Raw genomic sequence first — 24,425 nt, forward strand, 5'->3', positions numbered from 1 at the left:
CTGAAGACTTTCTGCCGGAATACTGATAAACTATGCAATAAAGCTTAAATTTATATTTCTGAATATAGATCCAAAAGCAAGATCGAAAGTATCATGGAAGAAATTGAAGCTATTTTAAAAACTAAGGGAATTCGCCCAACTGCCGTGCGATTATTGGTTTATAAATTTATGGCAAAAGAATCTTTGGCGATGAGTTTAAATGATATTGAAGCTGCTTTTGGACAAACAGAGCGCACTACGCTTTTTAGAAGTTTAAAACTATTTGAAGAAAAAGGCTTAGTCCATAAAATAGAAGATGGCAGCGGAATGGCAAAGTTTGCTTTAGAATCTTCAGGAAATAAAAGTTTGAATGATAAATTACATCTTCATTTTCACTGTTCTAAATGTGGGGAAACCCAATGTTTAACAGATCAAACAATTCCTAATATTAGTCTTCCTAAAGGATTTAAGGCTACAGATGCTAATCTTGTGGTAAAAGGTTTATGTGATAAATGTTCTAAATAATTATTCTTGAAATCTTATAATTTTAAGATTTATGGTTTAAACTAATTAATTATTTAAGAGTCAAATGCTTGTAGTAACTTAATACCAGTTTGAATCATGAAAAAATTAATTTTAGGTTTATTTCTTCTTTTTGGGGCGCAAGTATTTGCTCAGGGAAGAATGTCTGAAGATGTCTTAAAGAAAATGCAGGAGGAAGAAATTGCTGCTTTGGCTTTAAATGAAGAACAAATCCCGGCGTATAAAGAAATCAATAAAGATTTTACTGAAGGATTACAAGCACTTCGAAATTCTAACGGTGATCGTAGCAAGCGTTTTGAGCAAATGAGAAAACTTTCTGAAAAGAGAGACGAAGATCTTAAAGAATTACTTACTGAAGATCAGTTTAAAAAATATACTAAAATGCAGGAAGAGCGCCGTGAGCAAATGCGTGGTAGGATGCGAGATAGACGCCAAAATTAACTTGGTAATCGAGATTAAATGCTTCGAAGCTTAGCTCGAATTAAAGTTTGTTTTCAAACAAAGCTTTCATTGGCTATACTTGAGGTAGTTTACTAAGATCAAAAAAGCCCTCTAATTTTAGAGGGCTTTCTTGTTTATAAAGGCAGATATTTGGCGATTACTTTGTGTAATCCTTATCTAAAAATAAAAATCGTTTATCATCTTCGGAATTTTCAGCTTTAGATTCGGTATCTAAGATCATTACAGGTGGAGTTTGATCATTAGCTTCAGCTTTTGGCCATTCTGGTAAAGATTCGGTATTTGGATTACCGGTTTTAACGAAATTCGCCAGATATTTTTGAATCGTTTCTGAAACTTTATAATCTTCTTCTGTCCATGCATAATCCTCTATGCGATCCAGATTCCCCATAAAGTATTCGATCTCTGCGGCGTGGGGCGCTCCAACAGCTTTTGGAGCTTCAGGAGTATTTTCATCTTTTTCCTGAGTTCCGCCGGCAAGTCCCGGTTGTTTAGATTGATCTTTTAATTCTGGTCTTAATTTACTGTACAAATAACGATAAACAGGAGCATCTGAATTTTTGCGATGAAGATCGAACCATTTCCAGGTACTGTAAACGATGAAGCGATCTGAAGCAAGTTTTGTTGCTGAATATTTTACTTCTTCTGAAGTATTATGCGGATAAAGTTTAAGGACTTCTTCGTGATCTTCAGGATAGATCTCTTTTACTTTTTTGATGAAATTTTCTGGAGTGTTTTCTAATCCCTGCATCACACCCATTCCTGGAATTTCAGCAGAATTCCAGCCTACAAGTAAAGGAACTTGTGCCTGTTCTTTGGCTTCAAATATTTCTGGAAGCGATTTTGGTAAAAAGTAATTATCAATAACCGTAGGAAATCCAAATCTTCCAGCATTTTGGTACAGCATAAAAATAGAGTCGGTACTCATCGCTCTAAGATTTGCCAGTGATTTGGCGCCAATTTGTTCAGCAAAATCGATTCCGGTTTTTTCAGCTTCTTCCAATGATACAGGAGCTAGTGTTGGGTAAATAGAAGCGCCACTTTCGCCAATCGCGCCATTAATGAGGTCTTTAGACAAAGGCGAAGCCATTTGCGCACTTACCGAAATCGATCCGGCAGATTCTCCTGCAATGGTGACTTTTTTAGGATCGCCTCCAAAAGCTGCAATATTGGCCTGAACCCATTCCAGTGATTTTTGTTGATCTAACAATCCATAATTTCCTGAAGCATTATAAGGTGCTTCTTCGCTAAGTTCTGGGTGTGCCATAAAACCAAAGATGTTCAATCTATAATTTACGGTGACCACAACCATTCCCTTTTTAGCCATGGTTTCACCATCATAGCGAGGCTCTGAGGCATCACCAGCTACAAATCCGCCTCCATAAAAATAAACAAGAACTGGAAGTTTTTCTTCTGAAGTTTCCATTGGTGTCCACACATTTAGATATAAACAATCCTCGCTCATCCCGTTAGAACGAGATTTCATATCCCGAAAAACATTCGCCTGAACTGGTTTATTTTTGAATTCTTTTGTTGCTAAAGTATCGCTCCAGTTTTTAGCATCTTGTGGCGCTTTCCATCGTAAATCCCCAACTGGTGGTTGCGCAAAAGGAACTCCGAAGTATTTTCGAACCGATTGGTCTTCATTTAAAAAGCCTTCGATTTTTCCGTTTTCCGTAGAAACAATAAGATTACCTTCCTGTGTTTCTTTGTTTTCAGCAGTATTTTTACAGGAAGTTAAAAAACTTAATCCTGCGAAAAAGAGTATTATTTTTTTCATTATTACTTGTAAATTATTCTTTTTGAAGCTTGAATTCTTACGAGTGTGCACTCGGTTAAAAATAGTATTTATGATCTCTAATTTATGGATATAAATTAAAATCACTGTATAAATATACGATCATTGCTTAAAAAGTAAGCATAAAAAAAGCCGGAATTTCCGGCTTTTTTTCTTTGATATCATTGTAGAATAAATGACAATGACGAATGCTAATATTGTATATTTTACACTACAATTTTCTTTTCTCCTTTTATTTCGTGATAATTCTCGCTAATATCATTTTCTTCTTTTTTCTTTCTGAATAATTTATACCCCAGATAGCCAAGACCGGCAGCAGCACCAATTCCAAGTCCTACAGCGCCACTTTTTGCAACGACTTTTTTCCCTGCTTTAGCGGCAAGATATCCTACAGCCCATTTTCCGGTTTTTTTTAATTGATTTTTCATAGAATTATAGTTTTCGTTTTAGTTAATATTTGAGTTCTGTACCAGTTTTATAGGTTTCAGAATTAATTTTTAAGATTTTCCAGTGGGTTTTATAAGCAGTTCGTTCACGTTTACACTATCGGGTTGGGAGAGCGCGTAAAGAACGGCATCTGCAATATTGTTAGCTTCTAATTTTGGTTCAGATTCATCGTCGTAATCTTTATCATTTAATAATTCTTCGTCTGTAATGTTATTTCTTAAGCTAGTATCTACCGTCCCCGGTTCTATACAGGTAACGCGAATATTATATTCCGGAGAAAGTTCCATTCGCATAGCTTTAGAAAGTGTGATAATAGCCGATTTCGATGCACCATAAATTGCCCCGCCTTTATAAACTTCTTTCCCATCTACAGAAGAAATATTGATTATATGACCACCTTCATTTTTCTTCATATAAGGAAGTGCGCCATGTATACAACGCAAAGTTCCTTTTACATTTACTTCGATGGTTTGAAGCCATTCGTCTAAATGACGATTTTTTAAATAAGTTAAAGGCATAACTCCGGCAGAATTCACCAGAATATCGATGGTATTAAATTTGGCAATCGCTTTTTTAAAACCTTTGGCAACACTTTCGGTCTGGCTAACATCCATTTCGATCACGATGCTTTCAGATTTTAGTTCTTGTTGGATTTCCTTCAGCTTTTCTACATTTCTACTTGCCAGAATTATTTTGCATTGTTCTTCTGATAATTTTTTTGCGATTGCTTTTCCTATACCACTACTTGCTCCAGTAATTAAAGCGACTTTGTCTTTTACTATCATATAATCCTCCAATTCATTAACATCGATTTAAACTTCCTTTTTCCAGTATGAATGACGCAATTTTTTATTCGAATCTCAGGTAAAGCACTCTTAATGTTTTTATAAATCAAAGTTAAAAGTAGAATTGATTTAATTTTTAAATCACTATTAATCAGAGGTATATACTCTTTATAACATTTCCTTAAGAATTATACGGAAACTATTTGAGGCATTTTTGCGTAAATATTTACACAACAAAAACCTCAATTAATATGAAAAAGTTTATTAGACCATTTTTTATGTTGGCAGCAGGAGCTATGATTGTTTCCTGCAGTGATGATGATAATATGGATAGAAATCCGGTAATGCCATCTGGTACAGCACATCTTTATGCAACAAGTCACGATGGAAGTGTGACACGTTATGATATTAATAATGGAGAAACCACCAGTTATGAAACTTCTTCTGATGATGCTGAAGGGATTTATTACGACGGTGGGGATGATTCGTTTACCATAGTTTCTCGTTCTTCGACAAGTTTAGAAAGTTATGCGGGTATTGGCGGTTTACAAACCGGGATAGATCTTGATATCGATCTTGATCTTTCTAGTTCTTCAGATCTTGAAAGTCCGCGTGATGTTGCAGTGAACGGAAATATATATGTAGTTGCAGATAATGCAGATGTCGATGGCGATGATACTACTCCAGATGGTAGATTCTTTGTTTATACCAAAACTTCTTCTGGTTTTGAACTAAGAAATATAGTAACAGTAGATTTTAAAGTTTGGGGAATAGAGTTTGTAGGGAATGATCTTTATGCTGTGGTAGACACGACCAATATGTTGGCTGTTTTTACCAATTTTTCTTCAAATTATATGACAGATATGGAAGCTTCAGCATCTAAAACTGTAGAAGTAGAGGGTATCGTTAGAACACATGGTTTAGATTATGATGGAGGAACTATGGTGATGACCGATATTGGAGATGCAGGATCTGATGCTGATGGCGCTTTTCACGTAATCACGAATTTTGATAGTAAATTTAATGCAACTATGGATGGCGGCATGATCTCTGTTAGTGATCAAATGCGTGTAGAGGGTGGTAATACTAACCTGGGGAATCCTGTGAATGTTGTATACGACGCTAATTATGACGCTGTATTTATTGCTGAACTAGCAAATGGAGGAGGTAGAGTTCTTGCATTTTCTGAAGCCAGTACGTCTAGTGGAAATAGATCTCCACAAATTAATAATAGTTTATCTGGAGCTTCAGCTGTTTATTTTTATACAGAATAGTAATCCTTTTTTGCCCAAAACTAAAGCCATGATCTTTCATGGCTTTTTCTTTTTCTAGATTTTAAGGTTTACTGGTTTTTTTTCATCATCGATCGCCACAAAAGTAAATTCACCTTGTACCGCCTGTTCACGATGATTAGAGTACATTTCTTCAATAAAAATTTCTACACTAACTTTTAAACTAGAATTTCCAACTTTAGTTACTTTTCCAATCAATTCTACAAAAGTCCCAGCCGGGATTGGCTTTTTAAAATCGATACGATCGCTACTAACGGTTACCATACGTTGCCGGCTAAATCTTGTGGCGGTAATAAAAGCAACTTCGTCCATCATTTGCATGGCCGTGCCACCAAAAAGGGTGTCGTAATGATTTGTAGTATTAGGGAAAACAGCTTTAAAAAGGCTGGTGGTAGACTTTTCGATTCTTTCTTCAATAGTCATAAACTTCTTTTTCCAGAGCTAAAAAATGAGTCACCTGTTCGGCTTTATTTTTAATTGGGTAAATATCGATCTTACATAAATATTCCTCTCCATTTTTACGATAGTTTGCTAAAATTTCAGAAATATTACCTTCAGCAATTACCTGATCTTTAATCTTCCTTTTTCTTACTACGGAAGTGTTTTCGCCTTGCAAAAATTTTGGCTTTTTACCTTTGGCATAGTTTGCCGGGTAACCTGTCATATGGCTGAAACCTTTATTGGTCCATAAGATCGTTTGATCTCTTTTAGTTAGAATTAAAGCTTCATAATCCTGATGCAACATAAAATTTAGCGGTGTCTCCCAATTATATTTTTTAGCAAAGACTGTTAGAGATTTCAATTCGGTTTGCCGCCTTGCATTCTCTCTTAGTTTATCTGAATAATCGGCAAAAATATCCATGCTGCAAAGCGGGTGCAGCTGTAAGCTTCTCAAGTTATCTAAGGGTTTACTGTTGCCGCTAAGATAAATATCCAACGACGTTAAATTATATTCTTTTTCAGGTGCCATGGCGATTAATATTTCTTTTTCGAAATTCTGTTTCCCGTGATCTGTCGTTGGCGGCTACTTTTAAATCTACCAGACTCAAAGTTTCTTAGCTTTTGATGCTTTGTCTTTCTGCCCTGAACTCTTGCACGCCATTTTCTCCAGTTCCTGGGATGCATTTGTTCCTGCATGAATTTGATCACATCTTTTTCAGTAAGCCCAAATTGATATTCGATAGCTTCAAAAGTAGTGCGATCTTCCCAGGCCATGGCAATAACGCGATCTACCTGTCTCTCAGATAGATTAAATTTTTCAGCAATTTTCATAATTCAACTTTTGTTTAAAGGTAAAGCGATAATGTTGAACATGAAAATTATTATAATTTAATTTAGAATGTATGAAGTGTTTTTTATCATTTTAAATCCGCAGGTGAAAATGATAGGGCTTGCCGAAATTGAATGTTTTGGCACTTTAGACTTTTTTAATTTTAGGAACTTTGCTTTAAAATTTTTACAATCCAGCTTTTTGTCACTAAACAATTTTCCTTGTTTGTTCTTTTGGTAGGTTAAATAATTGGCAAACACAAAATTGGCTACACAATATTCGATATTCGTCTCTTTAAAAGCATCATTATTCATAATCATCAAATTAGGAAAGAATACCTTGTAATTTAATAAATTATTATTTTTAAGTTTTGTATTTTAATAAATTTATTTTTAAATGTATTTTATTTTGATGTTTTTGCTGAGTTATTCTCGTTTTTCAATTCCGTTTCTATTAAATGATCAACGATTTCAGTATTAATCTCAGCTCCTAATAAGATAATGAAGCAAGTGATGTAAAGCCAAAGCAATAACACCACAACTGCCGAAATTGAGCCATAAACTTCGCCATAATTTCCGAAGTTACTCACATAAAAAGAAAATCCGTAAGACGCGGCCAACCAGACAAATGTTGAAAATAAAGCACCGGGAATAACCCATCTTGTTTTAGGTTTCTCACGAGCAGGAGCAAACTTGTAAACCAAACATAAAAAAATGCTCACTAAAAAGGCTAATAATAACCAGCGTGACCAGCTAATCAAATCTTCAATATAAGTTGGTAATCCAATTTTGTGAACTAATGCAGGGAATCCTACAATTAAGATCATACTTAAGATTAGCATGGCAAGTCCACCAATAGTAAATATTGAAGCCATTAAGTATTGCTTAAAAATATTATGATCTTCTTTTGTGTCGTAAGCGATATCCACTCCGGTTAATAGGCCGTTAGTTCCTTTGTTTGCGCTCCAAATACTAAACAGGATTCCAAATAAAGTTCCCCAACCAAGTTTGTCGCCATGTGTTTCTAGAAAAACATCAATTCGTTGCTGTAAAATTTCAAAGGCTTGTTTAGGCATCATAGCCGAAAGCTCATTTATTTGCCGCTGAATTTCCTGCGGATTTGTGGTTAATCCATACAAAGAGATCAACGCCATAATTGCCGGGAAGGTGGCTAAAAAAGCATAAAAAGCAACACCTGCCGATACAATGCTTACCTTATCTGCAGAAATTTCGTTTTTTACCTGTTTCAAGACTTCCCACCAGCCCTTTGGTGAGAGTTTAAAAGGATTATGATTATTCTTAGTATCTATTGCTTCTCTTTCCATTAAAATGAGGTCGATTTAATGCAAAAGTTAATTATTAATCTAAGGCATGTTGCCAATACCCTGTTAATTATAAATATTTTATACTCAGATTTGAAGTTTTTTTAGTCCTCCAAAGGCTTGTTTATATGATCAAAATCATAGTTAGGTAGAACCAATATTCGTAAATTAGACATAAAATTATTAGTCATGAGAACTGTGCTTTTGCCAACCGATTTTTCAGATAATTCTTATAATGCGATTAAGTATGCACTGCAATTATTTAAAAATTCTAGAACCAAGTTTATTCTGCTAAATACGCTCTACAATGCCGATTTTATAATTTACAGTAGTTTATATGGAGTTTATAAAGAGAACTCGATCAAAAATTTATCTCGATTTTTAAAGAAGATCGAAGAGGAGTTTCCAAATAAATATCATGAATTTGAATTGGTTTCTACTTTTAAAATGTTGCACGAAGAAATTAAAGATCGTGTATCTGAACAGTCTATAGATTTAATTATAATGGGAACCGAAGGTGCACAGGGAGGCAGCGAACTTATTTTTGGAACAAACACCGTACATGCCATTAAAGTAGCTAAATGTCCTTTGCTGGCAATTCCGGCGGGAGCGACTTATAAAGAACCGAAAAATATCTTGTTTCCAAATGATCTTAAATTAGACTTTTCTGAATACGATTTATGGTTCTTAAAAAATATCGTTGAGCAGTTTGAAGCGAAGATCCATATTCTAAATGTTAGTTTTGGTAAAGACCTGGATGAAAGTCAGGAAAGATCTAAAGAAGCACTTCAAAAATATTTTGATGATTACGGCTATATTTTTGGCCGTATAAATCGAGATAGCGTGATGGATGCGTTACAGGAATATCAAAAACAAAATCCTGTGGAAATGCTGGTGATGGTTAAAAACAAGCACACATTTATCGAAAAGCTGCTGTTTAGCTCTTTAGTTCACGAAGTTGCTTACAATGTAAAAATTCCATTTTTGGTATTACCAACCGAAAATTACAAGCGTCACGAAGCTTGATTTTCGATAAAATCAGATAAATATTTCGCATCATTTTTTATGCCTCCCAAAGTTGCAGATCCACGAGTATGTAGCCAAGGGAGGCCTATAAAATATAGCCCTTTGGTATTGCTTACTCCGCGTTTATGCTTTGGATAACCGTCTTTTGTGAGTTCTAAACCTTCAATCCAGTTAAAATTAGGTCGGTAGCCGGTAGCCCAAACGATATTAGCGATATCGGTAATGTCTTTTTTTTCAGTAGAAATAATATTGTCTTCAGCATCGATAGTTTTACCAACAGCTTCAACATTTTTTCGCGATAAGATTTCTTTTACATCGGTTCCAATAATAGGCTGCCTACTTTTACTAATTCTTTTACCAATCCAGGAATCTTTGTTGAAGCTTAAAAATCCTGTTTTAGTAAACCACCACCACAACGTTTTTCCTAAAAATTCCTGCGGAAGTACTTTTACATCTGTAGCTCCTGAAAAATAGGTTTTTTGCCCTGATGCTGAAATTTCATCGAGAATTTGAAATCCAGAATCCCCAGCACCAACAACAAGTGTGTTTCCTTCTTTTAATTGCGCCGGACTTTTATAGTAATTACTATGAATTTGGAAGATTTCAGAGCTTATTTTTTTGTAAAAAGGGGGAGTGTAAGGAATATGAAAAGGCCCTGTAGCTACAATCACATTTTTCGCCTGGAAATGCTGATTTTCAGTTTCAATAAAAAAGCAGGATTTCTCTTTTTTTACTGAAGTTACCAGCGTATTTAACTGTAGCGGAAATTCGAACTTTTTAGTATAAACTTTAAAGTAATTGGCAACTTCGGTTTTAGAAGGATAATGACCTTTTTTGGCAGGAAAATCCATACCGGGTAAATGATTAAATTCTGTTGGAGTAAATAATTTTAGGGAATCCCAACGATTAAGCCAGGAAGCACCAATCTCATCTTCTTTATCAAGAACAAGAAAATGATAACCGGCTTCTTTTAGGTAATACGCCATTGCAAGACCAGCCTGGGCTGCTCCAATAATTATAAAATCGAACATGCTTTGTTTTGTAATTGCCTTTACAGTTTGTAAACTTAAGTATTATATAAAAAAATCCTTCTTTTCTAATTATTTATTTGAAAATATATATCGTAAATTCATATTTAATTAGAAGTCAATAAAATCATGAAACCCTATATCCTTGCTGAAACGAACTGGAAAAATGTAAAAGATGAACATTACGAAATAGCTATTTTACCCTGGGGCGCTACTGAAGCACACAATTATCATTTGCCATACGCAACAGATAATATTGAAGCAGAAGGTGTGGCCAAAGAAACCTGTAGAAAAGCCTGGGATAATGGCGCTAAAGTTTTGTTGCTACCTACAATTCCATTCGGAGTGAATACAGGGCAGATGGATATTCCATTTTGCATGAATTTGAATCCTTCTACACAATATGCCATATTAAAAGATGTGGCGCAGGTTTTAAATAATTGCGGAATACGAAAGCTGGTTATTTTTAATTCTCATGGAGGTAATAATTTTAAACAGATGATACGGGAACTAAGTTTAGAGTTTCCAGATATTTTTACCTGTTCGTTAAATTGGTTTCAGGTTTTGGATGCGACTCCTTTTTTTGATGATCCCGGTGATCACGCTGGCGAATTAGAAACAGCTGTGGTAATGCATTTGGCTCCAGATCTTGTTTTACCACTGGAAGAAGCTGGTGATGGTGCTACTAAGAACTATAAAATTAAAGGGCTAAAAGAAGGTTGGGTCACTAGCCAGCGACAATGGACAAAAGTTACGAAAGATACCGGAGTAGGGAATCCTAAAAAGGCAACAGCCGAAAAAGGAAAAAACTTCGTAGAAGCGGTAAGTTCTAAAATTGCCGATTTTCTTGTAGAATTGCATCATGCCGATGTAGACAATCTTTACGAAAAATGATTAAATCCTTAATCTACATTTTTTGCTTTCTTTTTTTAGGTGAATTGATTCATTATTTTTTTAATATTCCCATTGCAGGAAATATCATTGGGATGCTACTTATCTTCCTGGCATTATTTTTTAAAATGATAAAACTTGAAGATGTAAAACCGGCCTCAGATTTTTTGGTGAAATATCTGGTTGTTTTCTTTATACCCTACGGTGTAGGTTTAATGGTCTATGCAAATATTATTGCAGCATATTGGATTCCGGTTTCGGTAGCTGTGATTTTAAGTACTTTGTTGTCACTTTATGCCACCGGAGCTATTTATCAGAAATTAGATAAAAAATGAAAGCATTTTTAGCGCTTCCTATTTTTGGCGTAACGCTCACTTTATTTGCCTATTTTCTTTCAGGAAAATTAAAGGAGAAATTCGATCTCGTTATTTTTAATCGGGTTTTGGTTTCAGTAATTTTAATAGTTGCTGTTTTACTTATTTTCAATGTTGATTTTGAAACTTATAATAACGGCGCAAAATACATCAGTTTTTTTCTAGGTCCATCTGTCGTGGCTTTGGGTGTGTTTTTATATGAAAAACTAGAGGAAGTAAAACGTGATCTGAAGGTTTTTCTTATTTCTGTAATCATTGGTGGGATTGTAGGTATAATTTCAGTAATAATAATTCTGGTGCTTTTTAATGCTCCTGAAATTATTAGTCGGTCCTTAGCTGCAAAATCGGTGACAACGCCAATTGCCATAGAAATTACTAAGATTACTGAAGGTATTCCAGAAATCACTGCTGGGATTGTGATCATCACCGGAATCTTGGGGAATGCTTTTGGACCGATCGTACTTAAGAAAATGGGTGTTAAAAATAAAAAGGCCGTTGGCACGGCATTAGGAACTTCAGCACATGGGATTGGCACTGCCAGAGCTTTTGAAATTAGTGCTTCCGCAGGAACTTATAGCGGTTTGGCTATGTGTTTTAACGGAATTATTACCGCTTTGTTAGCTCCCTATATTTTGGATTGGTTGCTAAGTTTGGCCCAATAAAAAAGGTCGCCAAAAGACGACCTGATATTGATTATTTTTAAGCTCAATTTTATTGATCCTCTACCTTTATGGTGTCACCTTTTGTACTATACTGAGTAGAATCGCCGGTATAACTAGCAGACATTGTTCCGTCTGGCGTGTTAGAGTCCATTTCTTCCAGTAGATCTGCTGCTTTATTGAAAAATGAATTTACGGCCATTTCACTGTAATCAGTTTTTTTAGCTTCTTCCAGCTTATTCCAACTCTCTTTTAACTCTTCAACATCATCAGATAAATTTGGGAAATTTTGCTTTTGAAGGTTTTCCAATACGCCTACAATTACATGTCCTTTAGAATAAAGATTTTCTGTAGTGATCGTAGTGTCAGCTTCAGCATTATCGCTCATTTCAGGAACTATTGCAGTTAAGCTATCATTTGGGGTCGCCTTTAGATCTTGTGATTTATCTTCAACAGCAGCAGCTAATTTATTTATAGCCTCTTTTGTGTAAAGATTTTCCCCAGGCTCTACGGTAGATCGATCTACATAAGCAAGATATTCTGCGGTAGGATTTGATGGATAAGAATTATCAGTATTTTCATCCTGCTCTACTTCCATATCATTATTATCGGCCAATGGTGCATCTTTATCAGATTCTGTATTCTTACAAGACGATAGGCTTATCATACCTGAAAGCCCAATAGCTAAAACAGATAATTTAATTACATTCTTTTTCATAATAAAAGTCTTTTTGGTTTTAGTTGTAAAATTATAGAATAGGATCTGTGTTTTTAAATATGAGCGTATAAACCTTTGTTAATAATGGACTTAGCTTAATTTTGCTGAATTAACATAAACTTTCATTTTGTCCAATTTTGAAATTTTGACGTATTTTTTCTCCTCTCTTTTGTGATCAATTGAATGATTTCTTCTGAAAATATAAAAGTTGCCTATCTGATTGAAAATACGTATTTTACTATGATTTTCGACCAAATGTATGAATGCACCTAATGATTCTTCTGAAGCCGAGTTTAAAAGAATTCTCGAAGTTTCTCAACTAGATCTGGACTACCAGAGCTTACAGGAAATGTTTAAAAATTTAACGGAACTTGCCTCCAGTATCACCGGAGCCGAACTTTCTTTAGTGAATATTTTAGATTCTTACTGGCAATGGTCTATTGCGGCAAACGGAATGGATCCCGTTGTAATGCGTCGAGAAAATTCAGTTTGTCAATATACTATTGGTGAAAAAGACTCTTTAGAAGTTGAAAATTTTAGGGATAACGATAAATTCAATGTCCCGCTAGACGATAAATACGGTTACTACTTTGGAGTGCCTTTAAGAACTTCAGAAGGGAATGCAATTGGAGCGCTTTGTATAATCGATGAGGTTGGGCATAGTTTGGACAAGGATCAGCAAAAAGCTTTAAAACTGATCGGAGCTGAAATCGTTGAAAAACTGGAAGGAATGAAGAAAATGGCTGAAGTAAATCGCCGTTTTCATGATATGCACGCAGCACAACGAGAATTGGGTTATGATCTTCGAGGGCCGGTGAGTGGTGTTCTTGGTTTAAGTAAATTGGCCGAGGACGAAGAGGATGTTTCAGTATTAAAACAATATCTTCATCTTTCAGGTCAAAGTAGTACAGAGCTTTTGGATATTATAAGTGATATTTTGGAGAAAAATAATACCGAATTTCTGGAATACGCAAAAGCAAGCATTACGATAAGTGAATTAAAAACTAAATTACTGGCACTGTATGGCGGCCTGGCAACGTCTAAAAACATAGACTTAAATATCGAATTATTACCGGGAAATCAACAACTAAAATTTTCAAGACAAAAGATCACTCAAATTTCTGGAAATCTAGTCTCTAATGCGATCAATTATGCAGCCGAAGGTTCAGAAGTTAAAGTGTTCATAGGATTAAAGAATAGCGGATCTTCAGATATGGCTAAATTAAGTGTAGCGGTAGAAGATAAAACAACTTTTCTTAAGCAAGAAGCTATAGATGATATTATGAAAGCAAGTATGCAGGCAAAAGAAGGACTTGTAGGAGAGCAATCTTATGGTCTGGGATTAAAATTGGTTAGACACTTAGTACTCGAGATGGGTGGGCAAATGGATATAAATTCTGAAGAAAAAACCGGGAGTAAATTCAATGTTTCCATCCCGCGATATATCTAGACTAATAGCTGAAAAGAAAATCACGATAACTCCATCCTTTATATAAGAATAGGATAAAGAAAATAAGCGCTACCATAAATTCCATAAAAGTGGATGCCAAAAATCCTATAAAACTACCATAAGCTGCACGCAACGCTGTTTTAGAATCAGATTTGTTTACGATCTCTCCAATAAAAGCACCTATAAAAGGGCCAATTAGGATAGCAAAAGGAATAGGCGCAAAAATCCCTACGATCAAACCAATGGTAGTGCCAATCATTCCTGCTTTACTGCCACCGTATTTTTTAGTTCCCATGGCGGGAATCGCTATTTGCAAGGCATAGATCGCAATAGCAACAACAAGTGTAATTCCTAAAAACCAATAATCAATTTCGATACCCGGGATAATATAAAAAAACAATAATCCCAGCCAGCTTATAGGCACGCCAGGTAAAACAGGCAATACGCTGCCAATAATTCCAATTACTAAACAAATAACCGCGAGGCTAATAAGGAGTATTGTCATAAATTTAAAATAGGGCTAGTAGGTTTATAAATTGTTGTAGAGAATGGTTTTCTCTTCAAATGGCTTAAAAATAAACTTTTTCGTTCTTACAAAAATTCGAATTTCTTTATGCCAGTTCCCATTATTTTTAAGTCGTAGACAATCAGAATCCAATTCCAGTTCTATCCAATGTTGTAAATAGCGAAGTCTAAATTTAATATTTTTTAAATCGTCGGGTAACTTTGGTTGAAAATAAAGTGCGTCTTTTCTAAAATCCATCCCCGTATAACATTCCTGAATCAAATTTATAGTTCCTGCCATAGCTCCCAGATGAATTCCCTCCGGCGTTGTGCCGCCCTGCACATCTTTAATGTCGCTCATTAATGCTTTTTTAAAGTTATGCCAGCTTTTACTACGATCCTGGCGGGCATAAACCCAACTATGCACTAGCTGGCTAAGAGTTGAGCCGTGTGATGTGATCTTGCGGTAATACTCTATATTCTCAGGAATATGTTTTTTGGGATCAAAGTCATATCCAAGCTTATGGAGTAGATCTTTAATCTGCTCGGCAGAAAATAAATAGAATAGCATTAAAACATCGGCCTGTTTTACCGCTTTGTATTTATTAACTTGATCTCCCTCAGCGCCTAAAATGCGGTCTAAACGCATGTTTTCGCCATGTTTTTGTTGGTATTTCCCCCAATCCAAATCCTCTAGCTTATCGAAACCTTCAAATTGTTCGATCACTCCGCTATTTTCAATAAATGGGACATACATTTTTTGGGTAATGTTTTTCCAGCGTTCTAATTCTTCCGTAGAAATATCAAGTTGCGACAACAGGTGTTTTACTCTTAGATCATCTAATTTTTCTAAAGCTTGTAAAGCATGATCTAGGCTCCATACCGCCATAATATTGGTATAAGCATTATTTTTTAGCCCCAAATCTTCACAATCTGGATATTGCGTATGATATTCATCTGGGCCTACAATTTGATGAATTTCGTAACGATTTTTTTCTTCGGAAAAATGACATTTTTTACTCCAAAAATGAGCAATTTCAAGCATCATTTCAGCTCCATGAAAAGACAAGAATTCTAGATCTCCGGTAGTTTCAAAATAAGTCCAGACATTGTACGAAATCGCAGCATTTACATGACGTTGCAAATAGGTGTTATCGGGGTTCCATTGGCCAGATTCAGGATTTAGGTGAATAACTTGATTTTCTTCCCGGCCGTTGCTTCCGCTTTGCCAGGGAAACATAGCTCCTTTAAATCCCGCTTTTTTTGCGGCCAGGCGAGCAGCAGGTAAGCGTCGATAGCGATAGAGAAGAAGACTACGGGAAATTTCAGGAGAACTTATATTGAATAGTGGGAATGTAAACATCTCGTCCCAAAAAATATGACCACGATAGGCCTCACCGTGCCAGCCACGGGCCGGGATTCCCGTATCCATGCTAACCGAGTTTGCTGAATAGGTTTGCAGGATATGAAACACATGAAACCTTAATACCAGTTGATCTTCGATATTTTCTGAAGTAATTTCAATGTCATTTTGATCCCATAACGCTTCCCAGGAATTTATTTGGTCTTTGGCAAGTTCGGCAAAGGTGTTCATTTTTTCCAATTCCTCCTTAGCTTCCAGTAATGGTTCTGAAATTGCTTCGTCTTTAGAAGTAAAAAGACTTACGTGTTTTTCTACCTGAAGGGGAATATTTTTTTGAAGTTTTAAATGGAAATTTTGAGCTATAAATTCGTTCTCTTCAATATTATGTATTTCAGGGTTTATTTTTTTGTTGTTTGAATAAAAATAAGTACGTGCCGCCTGTGCCATTACCACACGCGATTGATTTGTAATTACTTTAATAAATATATTGTTATTGGGGGTAATACCTTTATCCAGGGTTTCAAGGTGTTTATTGTTCAGTTCGCCATATCGCTCCACTCCCGAATTTATTACCGTAGCATCTAAAGCCGACTGAATTTGAATGTTACCTTCCCAGTTAAGAGCATTAAGTTCCCATTTTATGGCAGCTCTATGTTTGTGCGTCATAGAAACAATGCGTTCGCTTCGCCATTCGGTTTTACGATTTTTTGAATCGGTAAATCTTAACTTACGTTTTAAAACACCGTTTTTTAAATGAACTTCAGCTTTATAACTTTCAATTTTAATATTCTCTGGCGTAATCCAGTCGCCATCTTCAATTTTAAATTTTAGTGGAAGCCAGTTTGGGAAGTTTACCAGATCTTCATTTTCGATTTCTTTACCTGCGACTTGGGTGGTAAGCCGGTTGTAACCACCGGCAAGATAAGTACCGGGATAATGAATTTCATCTGCATTACAACATTCAAAAGCACCGCGAGTGGCAAAATAACCATTTCCTAAAACACAAAGTGCTTCTCTAAGTTTTTCTTTTTCTGCTTCATATCTGTTGTAAATAACCTTCCAGGTTTCCATAAAATTTATAACAATTCTTTTAAAAATTCCTTTACTTCTTCAATATTTTCTACACGATAATCGGCATACGAATCATCGGCGTGTTCCCCAACCAGGATTCCAATTCCGTTTTCCATTTCTCTAAAGGCATCTTCATCTGTAGTATCATCTCCCAAATAAATTGAAAATGGATTTTCTTCCTCGCTCAATTCCTTCCGAAGAAAATTAACAGCTTTTCCTTTATGCCAGTCGATATTCGGTTTTATTTCAACTACTTTTTTACCGTCTCCTTTATGTAATTTTGGATAGTTTTCGACTTCATTTTCTATGATTTCGTGAAATTCTGAAATCTTTTCTTCAGCCACCTGGCGATAATGAATGGCCAGCGTAAACTTTTTACGCTCAAACCTTACGCCTTCAATTACTTTTAGTTTTTGCTGAAGTATTTCCTCAATTTCGTTAAAAACTGGAAGCATTTTTTCAGCTTCTTCATTGTCTTTTTCAAAATTATTAGGTCCGGCAATTTCAAAACCATGGCTACCGGCATAATAAATATCTGTAAGCCCAACTTTTTCCCTAACATCACTTAAACCGCGACCACTTACCACAGCAATAGCATATTTTTGCGAGAGTTTCTTTACAATCTTTCGAGTTTCATCGTCCATGCCGGCATCTTCGTGATTCTCTACGATTGGAGCCAGGGTGCCATCAAAGTCTAAAAAAATAAGCGGTTTGTTTTTGCTGAATTTCGATTGTAATTCTTCAAGGTTTTCTATCGCCGAATCTAATTGCTTCGGGTCTTGTAAAGTTTTCATAGTTAATTATTGTGATGCTAAAATTTGTCGTTTCAAGATAGAACTTTTAGAAGCTATTTATGTTAGTTTTCTATTAAAGTTGAATTTAAATAAGGGTGAAATCAATTTCACTTAGAAATCTTTTTTTACCAGTTTTATGAATTGAATGATTACTGAAGGTAATACACCGGCAATGACAATTAGAATCCAAGTCCTGATATCTAGATCCTGAAACTGAAAAATCTCTTTTAATGCTGGTATAAAATATCCCGCGAGAGTTCCCGCTATGCAAAATGCAAGCGCCATCCACACATATTTGTTCTTGGTAACTTGATTATTCAACAGAGGTTCATCGCCTTCTCGCATATTAAATACATGTAGAAACTGAGCAAAAGCCAGACTGAAAAAGGCAATATTATTATTAATTTCTTCGGAAGTCTCCCAAACAAAATGAGCATATAGATAAGCTCCACTTACAGAAGCAGCAATAATAAAACCATAAATTCCAATTTGCCACCAGTTTTTCCTGGTAATAATTGGTTCTTTGGGATCCTTTGGCGGATCTTTCATAATATGTGGATTCCCCTCGCCAATACCTAGCGCTAAAGCAGGGAAGACATCTGAAAGTAAATTCAGGAATAAAAGCTGAAGCGGTAAAATTGGTAAAATAAATAAGGTGAAACTCATTAGCGCGATGATGATGATTTCAGCAAAGTGATAGGAAAGCTGATAAAGAACAAAACGGCGAATATTTCCGAAGATAATACGGCCTTGCTCTATGGCTTTTACGATCGACTGGAATTGATCGTCCTGTAATACCACATCTGAAACTTCCTGGGCTACCTGCGTACCACGTTTTCCCATAGCGATACCAATATCTGCTTTTTTAAGGGCAGGAGCATCGTTTACACCATCACCTGTCATCCCAACAATTTCTCCCTGATCCTGGTAATGTGAGATTAAGCTTAATTTTTGTTCTGGGTCTACTCTAGAGAAAATAGGCGTGTTAACCAGCTTTTCATTATTGTCTTCTTCCAGGTCTTTATTTAAGTTTTTTCCATGAAGTACAACCGAATCATAATCTTTTTCGTCATCGAAAATTTTTACTGTTTTTCCAACATTCTTAGACGTGCCGGGGTGGTCTCCCGTAACCATAACCACTTTTATACCTGCGTTACGGCAAGTTTCAATAGCATCTGCGACTTCTTTTCTTGGTGGATCGATAAAGGCAATTAAACCGGCAAAGGTTAATCCTTGGAGAAAATTATTTTCTTCATTATTAGAGAAATTATCAACCTCTTTGTAAGCAAAAGCTAATACCCGCAATCCATCTTCGGCTAATTCATTATTACTTTTTTTCCATTTCTCTTTTTCTGAATCACTAAAATCTTCAATTGCCCCATCGATCAAAATAGTATCACAGCGTTCTAAAATGGCATCTGTAGATCCTTTTCCGGCAATATAATGGCCATTTTCCTGATTATACACCGCTCCCATTAGCATGATGTCTGAATCAAATGGAATGTGACCTTCTCGTTCTAAATCCTTATTTTCAGTATAAAAACCTTTATCAAAATGTTTAGTAAAACTTAATAAAGCGATTTCTAAAGGATCACCCTGGGCATCGTTTTCATCGTCATTATCCTTAAGATTGGCATCATTTGCTAAAACCGAAATTTTAAATAGTTGCTTAAAGTTTTGTTGGCTATCTGATTTTTCGATCCCTTTAATAACCGGTTTTTCACTGTTGTTCCAGTCGACTTTTTTATAATCCGATTTAGGATATAGAAAACCTTTAACAGTAAGTTCGTTTTTAGTAAGCGTTCCTGTTTTGTCGGTAAAAATGACGGTAGTTTCACCTAGAGTTTCTACCGCTGCCAGTTTTTTAACCAATACATTCTTTTTGGAAAGTCGATACATTCCTCTGGCTAAAGCGATACTTGCTACAATAGGAAGCCCTTCTGGTATGGCCGCAATTGCCCAGGCAATTGAAGTCTGAATTAATTGATAAATATCTTTGCCGGCGATCCACCCAAATAAGAAAAATGCAGCCGCCATTCCTAAAATAACCCAGATAAGATTATGGGTTAAACTATGTAATTTTTTATTTAGAGGTGTTTCATCGTCTTCCTGTTCGTTTACCATTGCCGAAATATTTCCCATTTCGGTATCCATTCCTGTAGCAAAAACAATTGCTTTTCCGGTTCCGCCGGTAACGGCAGTTCCTTTGTGTAATATATTGTTACGATCACCAATTTGTTTTTCTCCCTCGATATCTTCAGGGTTTTTAGAAACAGGAACAGATTCTCCAGTTAATGGGGATTCGTCAACTTTAAGTTCGGTTGCTTCAAAAACACGAGCATCTGCCGGAATTAAAACACCTGCCTTTACAATAAGGATGTCTCCGGGTACAATTTCTTCAGCATCAATAGTTTTATCCTTCCCGTCACGCAAAACCATGGCTTCAGTTTTATCCATTTCTTTAATAGCTTCCATAGATTTTTGCGCCTGATATTCCATCCAAAAACCAATAATGGTGTTTGCCACTAGTACAACTAAAATAGCGATACCTTCAGCAATATCACCAAAAACAAAAGCCAAAACCGCTGCTGCGGTAAGTAAATAGATCACTGGATTGGCAATTTGGGCGATTAGTATTGCCCAAAGGCTCTTCTGTTTACTTTCCTTTAATTTATTAGGGCCGTATTCTTGAAGTTTATCTTTGGCCTGATCTCCTGAAAGCCCATTTTTGCTACTAGTATTGAATTCATTTTCTATTTGGGCTATCGCTTTTTGATAAGCATTTTCCATGAAGTGTTATGATTAGTCGATTGGTTAAACCAAAAGTTATAGAAATTCTCAAAGCTGAAGCTTACCCTTATGATTATTTTGAGCAATTTTATAAAAAGTTTATAAATCAATAGATTACATGAAGTTTCAGGAATCAATAAGCATCATGAAATGTTAAAGTTTAGTTTTTTGAACTAACAGATTAGTTTAAACTAAATGATTAGTTTATATTAGCATCATCAATCAATGCTATCAGTTTCATCAAATGAGTATAACAAGGTCTTTTGGAATTGCTATTAATGTTACTAAAAGACCTTCGAATACTCAAGATTTATGAAATTAAAGACCCTATTAAAAAATAAAAAATGAAGCAATTAACAAAAGCAGAAGAAGAGATCATGCAAATTCTCTGGCAATTAAAGGAAGCGAACGTCGCTACGATTATCGAAGAGATGCCAGAGCCAAAACCGGCTTATAATACCGTTTCTACAATTGTTAGGATTTTGGAAAACAAAGAATTTGTAGATCATCGCAAAAAGGGGAAAGGATACATCTACTTTCCTATAGTTGCGAAAGAGACCTACAGTGACCAGAGTATGACGAAGCTAATTAACAATTACTTTAATGGGTCTTTTAAAAGTATGGTTTCTTTTTTCATGAAAAAGAACGAAATGGATACTAAGGATTTAGAAGCCATTTTAAAAGAAATTAATAAAAGGGATAAATAATTCTAAAAGTTCATTGATTTTCAGAAATAAAGAGTTTTCTGATTTGGAAATTCTTTCAAGAGATTCTAAAAATAAAAGATTATGATAAGGTACATTATTCAGATTATCGTTTTTCAGCTGGCATTTTTGCTGGTGTACGAATTGTTTCTTAAAAAGGAAACCTTTTTTACGGCAAACCGTTGGTATCTTTTGTTAACCCCGGTGCTGTCTTTAATACTGCCTTTTGCTAGTTTTACTCTATTGTCTGAAGTTGTACCTGCATCTGCCGTCACGGCAATCAATAATACCATAAAATTACCAGAAGTATTTATAGGCGGTAACCAGCCGCAAGTTGAACAATTACCTACGGTGCATATTGTAGCCGAAAAGACAACAGAAGTTAATTGGTGGCTGGTAGCCTATGCTTTGGGTAGTTTTATGAGCTTTATGTTATTCTTAAAAAGATGGCGAGTTATAGGCAAGTTATTAAAGTTAAAAGCTGAAGATAAAAAAGACTTCAAAATTGTTGAAATTCCTAATTCCAGAATGGCGTTTACGTTTTTAAAAACTGTTTTCCTGGGAAGTGAAATTTCAGCTGAAGAACGTGAGCAAATCTTAGAACACGAGCTTATTCATGTTTCGCAAAAACATAGCCTGGATTTATTGTTTTTCGAGATCTTAAAAGTACTTTTTTGGTTTAATCCGTTAGTTTATATTTTTCAGAATAGAATAGCCTTGTTGCACGAGTTTATCGCCGATGAAGAAGTGGTAAAAAGAACTTCTAAAAAACATTATTTCAATCAGTTGCTCAACAGTGCTTTTGAAACCCAAAATCTCTCATTCACCAATCAATTTTTTAGTAAATCTTTAATCAAAAAACGAATAATTATGTTACAAAAAAACAAATCTAAAACCATCGCAAAATTCAAGTTTTTACTGGTGGTGCCGGTATTGGCGATGATGCTTGTTTATGTTTCCTGCTCAGATGATCGAGAGGTTGCTTCGCAAGATCCAAGCAATGATATCGAAAATTTAATTTCTAAGATCGAAAGCAGGGACAATTTAACTTCAGATCAAAAACTTCAATTGGTAAATAGTTTGCAGGAAATTGAAGATAAAATGTTGGGATCTAGTAGGTTTGAAGATAAAAAAGTAATAGAGGTACAAGGTTACGGAGTTTCATCTGATGGGGCAGATGTTCCGTTTGCTGTTATCGAAGAAGTTCCTGCCTTTGCTGGTTGCGAAGAATTAAAAACCAACGAAGAGCGTAAGGATTGTACTTCAGAAAAAATTATGAAACACGTTCAGAAAGAATTTAATACGAAAATAGGAGAGGATCTTTTGGAAAAAGGGGTCGTTGCCAGAGTAATTGTCCAGTTTAAGATCGATGAAACCGGAAGTATTCGTAATATTAGAGCCAGAGGTCCAGCACCAGAATTGGAAGAAGAGGCTAAGAGAGTGGTAAATTCTATCCCACAAATGACGCCAGGAAAGCAAGATGGAGAAGCTGTAGGTGTTGTGTATTCATTACCTATTGTTTTCCAGAATGGGGGAGGTACTTCTGGAGCGGCAAGTAATACAGATGGTTCTTTACCACCGCCACCGCCGCCAGCTCCGGCTACCAAATAATATAAAAAAGAACTAGGGAACTGCCCATTTCTGGGCAGTTTTCATTTAAAATTTATTCCTAACGAATGCCTTGTGGGTTTGCCCCAAGGTATTTTACTTAAAGATTAAAAGATGTTGCAGTACAGTATTCAGGTAATTGTGTTCCAGTTCCTATTTTGGCTGGTGTACGAGATTAGTCTTAAACGAACTACTTTTTTTGCTTATAATCGCTGGTATTTACTGCTTTCTTTTAGTTTGTCGCTAATTTTACCTTTACTGAAATTCGATCTTTTTTATGATGTGGTTTCACCAGAAAGGCTAAGCGCTTTTAGGGCGCAACAGATTTTAGATAAGACCGCACCTGAAACTACAAAAGAAGCCAGCCGAAATTCGATAATTTCGAAGCAAATTTTTATAAACTGGTGGGTGGTAACTTATGTGATTGGTGTTGTGATAAGCGCAATGTTTTTAAGCCTGAAATTGTTTAAATTGAAGTCACTTTTTACACAAAACCTTAAAAGTACTGAAGATCAATTTAGAATTATAGAGCTACCGCAAACTAAAGCTGCTTTTACCTTTTTTAAAACTATTTTTTTGGGAAGCGAACTTTCAGCTTTAGAGCGAGATCAAATCCTGGTACACGAAAAAGTACATGCCAAACAATTACATAGCCTGGATTTGTTGATTTTCGAGATTTTCAAGGTCATTTTTTGGTTTAATCCGTTGGTGTATGTGTATCAATCTAAAATTGCGATGATCCACGAGTATCTTGCCGATACCGAGTCGGTAAAAAAGACCTCAAAATCTAACTATTTTCAGCATTTACTTAATGCTAGTTTTGGTAGTGAGGATCTTATATTTTCGAGTCAGTTTTTAAATAATTCATCATTAAAAAAACGCATCAAAATGATACAGAAAAAACAAAGCCGATCTTTGGCTAAGCTTCAATATTTATTTGCCATTCCGTTAACGTTCGCCATGTTGGTTTTTGTAGCGAATGTTTCAGCAAATACGATTCAGAATAAGGTTTCTGAAGCAAGCGCTACTTCCGCAGAAAACAAAAGTGATAAAAAAATTACTGCTGAAAATAACGAAAATCAGCCGGTAGATTTTCCTTTTGCGGTAGTCGATCAAGTTCCGCTTTTTAAGGGTTGTGAAGAGCTATCTGAAGCAGAGCAAAAAAACTGTACTTCAGAAAAAATAAATGAGTTTGTGAATAACAGGTTTAATGAGGGGATAAAAGGTGATTTTGATAGTGCTATTAGAGTTGTGGTACAATTTAGAATTAATTCTTCAGGAAAAGTTGAAGCAGCAAGAGCCAGAGCGATTTTGGCGGGCAATAACCGTGAAGTTATAGAAGCCGCAGCGGTAAAGGCCGCAGAAGCCCTTCCGCAGTTAATTCCGGGAGAACATAATTCTGAAAAAGTAAATGTGATTTATTCGCTGCCAATTACTTTAAGTGAATAAATGTAATGAGAGGCTTCCTTCTTGTCGTACTGATTCTGGGGCTAAAAAGCATGTCGGTGCAAACTTATCAAGTTGATATTAGAAATAATTACGAGAAACCCT

Annotated in this window: 24 protein-coding genes; 11 read left to right on the forward strand and 13 right to left on the reverse strand. The window is 35.6% G+C overall.

What is annotated here, in order from left to right:
* Positions 1-93 precede the first annotated feature (93 nt).
* Together INR75_RS06355 and INR75_RS06360 are read left to right on the forward strand one after the other, a co-directional pair.
* The gene (locus INR75_RS06355; RefSeq protein ID WP_223091224.1) at positions 94-504 is read left to right on the forward strand and encodes a Fur family transcriptional regulator; all 411 of its coding nucleotides are present in this window, start codon (positions 94-96) and stop codon (positions 502-504) included.
* 96 nt (positions 505-600) lie between these two features.
* A complete protein-coding gene (locus INR75_RS06360) occupies positions 601-963 on the forward strand; it encodes a hypothetical protein (protein ID WP_223091225.1) in 363 nt (120 codons plus the stop codon).
* Between the two features lie 157 nt (positions 964-1,120).
* On the opposite strand, the gene INR75_RS06365 is transcribed toward INR75_RS06360, so the two are convergent.
* From INR75_RS06365 to INR75_RS06375, 3 genes are all read right to left on the reverse strand, one after another.
* Complete coding sequence (locus INR75_RS06365; protein ID WP_223091226.1) at positions 1,121-2,761, reverse strand: carboxylesterase/lipase family protein; 1,641 nt, start codon at positions 2,759-2,761, stop codon at positions 1,121-1,123.
* Between the two features lie 224 nt (positions 2,762-2,985).
* Positions 2,986-3,207 (reverse strand): hypothetical protein, encoded by a 222-nt coding sequence (locus INR75_RS06370; protein ID WP_092540157.1) that lies wholly within the window; start codon positions 3,205-3,207, stop codon positions 2,986-2,988.
* Positions 3,208-3,276: 69 nt separating this feature from the next.
* The gene (locus tag INR75_RS06375) at positions 3,277-4,011 is read right to left on the reverse strand and encodes an SDR family oxidoreductase (protein WP_223091227.1); all 735 of its coding nucleotides are present in this window, start codon (positions 4,009-4,011) and stop codon (positions 3,277-3,279) included.
* Positions 4,012-4,262: 251 nt separating this feature from the next.
* Between INR75_RS06375 and INR75_RS06380 the strand changes: the two genes are divergently transcribed.
* Positions 4,263-5,285: a hypothetical protein gene (locus INR75_RS06380; RefSeq protein ID WP_223091228.1), complete on the forward strand. Its 1,023-nt coding sequence runs from the start codon at positions 4,263-4,265 to the stop codon at positions 5,283-5,285.
* A gap of 54 nt (positions 5,286-5,339) precedes the next feature.
* On the opposite strand, the gene INR75_RS06385 is transcribed toward INR75_RS06380, so the two are convergent.
* From INR75_RS06385 to INR75_RS06400, 4 genes are all read right to left on the reverse strand, one after another.
* Positions 5,340-5,726, reverse strand: a complete 387-nt coding sequence (locus INR75_RS06385; RefSeq protein ID WP_223091229.1) for an acyl-CoA thioesterase — start codon at positions 5,724-5,726, stop codon at positions 5,340-5,342.
* Positions 5,716-6,273, reverse strand: a complete 558-nt coding sequence (locus tag INR75_RS06390) for a PAS domain-containing protein (protein WP_223091230.1) — start codon at positions 6,271-6,273, stop codon at positions 5,716-5,718. The genes INR75_RS06385 and INR75_RS06390 overlap by 11 nt, the downstream gene beginning before the upstream one ends.
* A gap of 5 nt (positions 6,274-6,278) precedes the next feature.
* On the reverse strand, positions 6,279-6,575 hold the full coding sequence (locus INR75_RS06395; RefSeq protein WP_092540161.1) for a TIGR03643 family protein: 297 nt from the start codon (positions 6,573-6,575) through the stop codon (positions 6,279-6,281).
* Positions 6,576-6,976: 401 nt separating this feature from the next.
* Positions 6,977-7,897, reverse strand: coding sequence for a YihY/virulence factor BrkB family protein (locus INR75_RS06400; RefSeq protein ID WP_223091231.1), 921 nt, complete (start codon positions 7,895-7,897; stop codon positions 6,977-6,979).
* A 186-nt stretch (positions 7,898-8,083) separates the two neighbouring features.
* On the opposite strand from INR75_RS06400, the gene INR75_RS06405 reads away from it, so the two are divergent.
* Entirely contained in the window at positions 8,084-8,920 is an 837-nt protein-coding gene (locus INR75_RS06405; RefSeq protein ID WP_092540164.1) for a universal stress protein, read from the forward strand.
* On the opposite strand, the gene INR75_RS06410 is transcribed toward INR75_RS06405, so the two are convergent.
* Entirely contained in the window at positions 8,908-9,951 is a 1,044-nt protein-coding gene (locus INR75_RS06410) for an NAD(P)/FAD-dependent oxidoreductase (protein WP_223091232.1), read from the reverse strand. The genes INR75_RS06405 and INR75_RS06410 overlap by 13 nt on opposite strands.
* Before the next feature lie 126 nt (positions 9,952-10,077).
* On the opposite strand from INR75_RS06410, the gene INR75_RS06415 reads away from it, so the two are divergent.
* From INR75_RS06415 to INR75_RS06425, 3 genes are read left to right on the forward strand one after another with little or no spacing between them, the layout of a single operon-like run.
* Positions 10,078-10,842, forward strand: coding sequence for a creatininase family protein (locus INR75_RS06415; RefSeq protein ID WP_223091233.1), 765 nt, complete (start codon positions 10,078-10,080; stop codon positions 10,840-10,842).
* Positions 10,839-11,174 carry a CidA/LrgA family protein gene (locus tag INR75_RS06420; RefSeq protein WP_223091234.1) on the forward strand — a complete coding sequence of 112 codons (336 nt, stop codon included), beginning with the start codon at positions 10,839-10,841 and terminating at the stop codon, positions 11,172-11,174. The genes INR75_RS06415 and INR75_RS06420 overlap by 4 nt, the downstream gene beginning before the upstream one ends.
* A complete protein-coding gene (locus INR75_RS06425; RefSeq protein ID WP_223091235.1) occupies positions 11,171-11,875 on the forward strand; it encodes an LrgB family protein in 705 nt (234 codons plus the stop codon). Before INR75_RS06420 ends, INR75_RS06425 begins: the two co-directional genes overlap by 4 nt.
* A 49-nt stretch (positions 11,876-11,924) precedes the next feature.
* Here INR75_RS06425 and INR75_RS06430 read toward each other — a convergent pair whose 3' ends face one another.
* On the reverse strand, positions 11,925-12,590 hold the full coding sequence (locus INR75_RS06430; RefSeq protein ID WP_223091236.1) for a hypothetical protein: 666 nt from the start codon (positions 12,588-12,590) through the stop codon (positions 11,925-11,927).
* Positions 12,591-12,849: 259 nt separating this feature from the next.
* Between INR75_RS06430 and INR75_RS06435 the strand changes: the two genes are divergently transcribed.
* A complete protein-coding gene (locus tag INR75_RS06435) occupies positions 12,850-14,040 on the forward strand; it encodes a GAF domain-containing sensor histidine kinase (RefSeq protein ID WP_223091237.1) in 1,191 nt (396 codons plus the stop codon).
* Position 14,041: 1 nt separating this feature from the next.
* Here the strand turns inward: INR75_RS06435 and INR75_RS06440 are convergent, their stop codons facing one another.
* The 4 genes from INR75_RS06440 to INR75_RS06455 form a co-directional block, all read right to left on the reverse strand.
* Positions 14,042-14,545: a DUF456 domain-containing protein gene (locus INR75_RS06440; protein ID WP_223091238.1), complete on the reverse strand. Its 504-nt coding sequence runs from the start codon at positions 14,543-14,545 to the stop codon at positions 14,042-14,044.
* 24 nt (positions 14,546-14,569) lie between these two features.
* On the reverse strand, positions 14,570-16,978 hold the full coding sequence (locus INR75_RS06445; RefSeq protein ID WP_223091239.1) for a glycoside hydrolase family 65 protein: 2,409 nt from the start codon (positions 16,976-16,978) through the stop codon (positions 14,570-14,572).
* A gap of 5 nt (positions 16,979-16,983) precedes the next feature.
* Positions 16,984-17,772: a trehalose-phosphatase gene (gene otsB / locus INR75_RS06450; protein WP_223091240.1), complete on the reverse strand. Its 789-nt coding sequence runs from the start codon at positions 17,770-17,772 to the stop codon at positions 16,984-16,986.
* A 111-nt stretch (positions 17,773-17,883) separates the two neighbouring features.
* Entirely contained in the window at positions 17,884-20,562 is a 2,679-nt protein-coding gene (locus INR75_RS06455; protein ID WP_223091241.1) for a cation-transporting P-type ATPase, read from the reverse strand.
* 344 nt (positions 20,563-20,906) lie between these two features.
* On the opposite strand from INR75_RS06455, the gene INR75_RS06460 reads away from it, so the two are divergent.
* From INR75_RS06460 to INR75_RS06470, 3 genes are all read left to right on the forward strand, one after another.
* A complete protein-coding gene (locus INR75_RS06460; RefSeq protein ID WP_223091242.1) occupies positions 20,907-21,269 on the forward strand; it encodes a BlaI/MecI/CopY family transcriptional regulator in 363 nt (120 codons plus the stop codon).
* A gap of 81 nt (positions 21,270-21,350) precedes the next feature.
* Entirely contained in the window at positions 21,351-22,877 is a 1,527-nt protein-coding gene (locus INR75_RS06465; protein WP_223091243.1) for a M56 family metallopeptidase, read from the forward strand.
* 111 nt (positions 22,878-22,988) lie between these two features.
* Positions 22,989-24,323: a M56 family metallopeptidase gene (locus INR75_RS06470; protein ID WP_223091244.1), complete on the forward strand. Its 1,335-nt coding sequence runs from the start codon at positions 22,989-22,991 to the stop codon at positions 24,321-24,323.
* The last annotated feature ends 102 nt before the right edge of the window (positions 24,324-24,425 follow it).

The organism is Zunongwangia sp. SCSIO 43204 (assembly GCF_019904275.1).
GTDB classification, from domain to species: domain Bacteria; phylum Bacteroidota; class Bacteroidia; order Flavobacteriales; family Flavobacteriaceae; genus Zunongwangia; species Zunongwangia mangrovi.

Bases quoted from the DNA above. Each gene is read 5' to 3' on its own strand.
- INR75_RS06400 (WP_223091231.1), bottom strand. From the start codon at position 7,897: ATGGAAAGAGAAGCAATAGATACTAAGAATAATCATAATCCTTTTAAA.
- INR75_RS06420 (WP_223091234.1), top strand. From the start codon at position 10,839: ATGATTAAATCCTTAATCTACATTTTTTGCTTTCTTTTTTTAGGTGAA.
- INR75_RS06440 (WP_223091238.1), bottom strand. From the start codon at position 14,545: ATGACAATACTCCTTATTAGCCTCGCGGTTATTTGTTTAGTAATTGGA.
- INR75_RS06415 (WP_223091233.1), top strand. From the start codon at position 10,078: ATGAAACCCTATATCCTTGCTGAAACGAACTGGAAAAATGTAAAAGAT.
- INR75_RS06385 (WP_223091229.1), bottom strand. From the start codon at position 5,726: ATGACTATTGAAGAAAGAATCGAAAAGTCTACCACCAGCCTTTTTAAA.
- INR75_RS06470 (WP_223091244.1), top strand. From the start codon at position 22,989: ATGTTGCAGTACAGTATTCAGGTAATTGTGTTCCAGTTCCTATTTTGG.
- INR75_RS06465 (WP_223091243.1), top strand. From the start codon at position 21,351: ATGATAAGGTACATTATTCAGATTATCGTTTTTCAGCTGGCATTTTTG.
- INR75_RS06365 (WP_223091226.1), bottom strand. From the start codon at position 2,761: ATGAAAAAAATAATACTCTTTTTCGCAGGATTAAGTTTTTTAACTTCC.
- INR75_RS06445 (WP_223091239.1), bottom strand. From the start codon at position 16,978: ATGGAAACCTGGAAGGTTATTTACAACAGATATGAAGCAGAAAAAGAA.
- INR75_RS06380 (WP_223091228.1), top strand. From the start codon at position 4,263: ATGAAAAAGTTTATTAGACCATTTTTTATGTTGGCAGCAGGAGCTATG.
- INR75_RS06370 (WP_092540157.1), bottom strand. From the start codon at position 3,207: ATGAAAAATCAATTAAAAAAAACCGGAAAATGGGCTGTAGGATATCTT.
- INR75_RS06425 (WP_223091235.1), top strand. From the start codon at position 11,171: ATGAAAGCATTTTTAGCGCTTCCTATTTTTGGCGTAACGCTCACTTTA.
- INR75_RS06360 (WP_223091225.1), top strand. From the start codon at position 601: ATGAAAAAATTAATTTTAGGTTTATTTCTTCTTTTTGGGGCGCAAGTA.
- INR75_RS06455 (WP_223091241.1), bottom strand. From the start codon at position 20,562: ATGGAAAATGCTTATCAAAAAGCGATAGCCCAAATAGAAAATGAATTC.
- INR75_RS06395 (WP_092540161.1), bottom strand. From the start codon at position 6,575: ATGAAAATTGCTGAAAAATTTAATCTATCTGAGAGACAGGTAGATCGC.
- otsB (WP_223091240.1), bottom strand. From the start codon at position 17,772: ATGAAAACTTTACAAGACCCGAAGCAATTAGATTCGGCGATAGAAAAC.
- INR75_RS06405 (WP_092540164.1), top strand. From the start codon at position 8,084: ATGAGAACTGTGCTTTTGCCAACCGATTTTTCAGATAATTCTTATAAT.
- INR75_RS06435 (WP_223091237.1), top strand. From the start codon at position 12,850: ATGAATGCACCTAATGATTCTTCTGAAGCCGAGTTTAAAAGAATTCTC.
- INR75_RS06430 (WP_223091236.1), bottom strand. From the start codon at position 12,590: ATGAAAAAGAATGTAATTAAATTATCTGTTTTAGCTATTGGGCTTTCA.
- INR75_RS06390 (WP_223091230.1), bottom strand. From the start codon at position 6,273: ATGGCACCTGAAAAAGAATATAATTTAACGTCGTTGGATATTTATCTT.
- INR75_RS06355 (WP_223091224.1), top strand. From the start codon at position 94: ATGGAAGAAATTGAAGCTATTTTAAAAACTAAGGGAATTCGCCCAACT.
- INR75_RS06410 (WP_223091232.1), bottom strand. From the start codon at position 9,951: ATGTTCGATTTTATAATTATTGGAGCAGCCCAGGCTGGTCTTGCAATG.
- INR75_RS06460 (WP_223091242.1), top strand. From the start codon at position 20,907: ATGAAGCAATTAACAAAAGCAGAAGAAGAGATCATGCAAATTCTCTGG.
- INR75_RS06375 (WP_223091227.1), bottom strand. From the start codon at position 4,011: ATGATAGTAAAAGACAAAGTCGCTTTAATTACTGGAGCAAGTAGTGGT.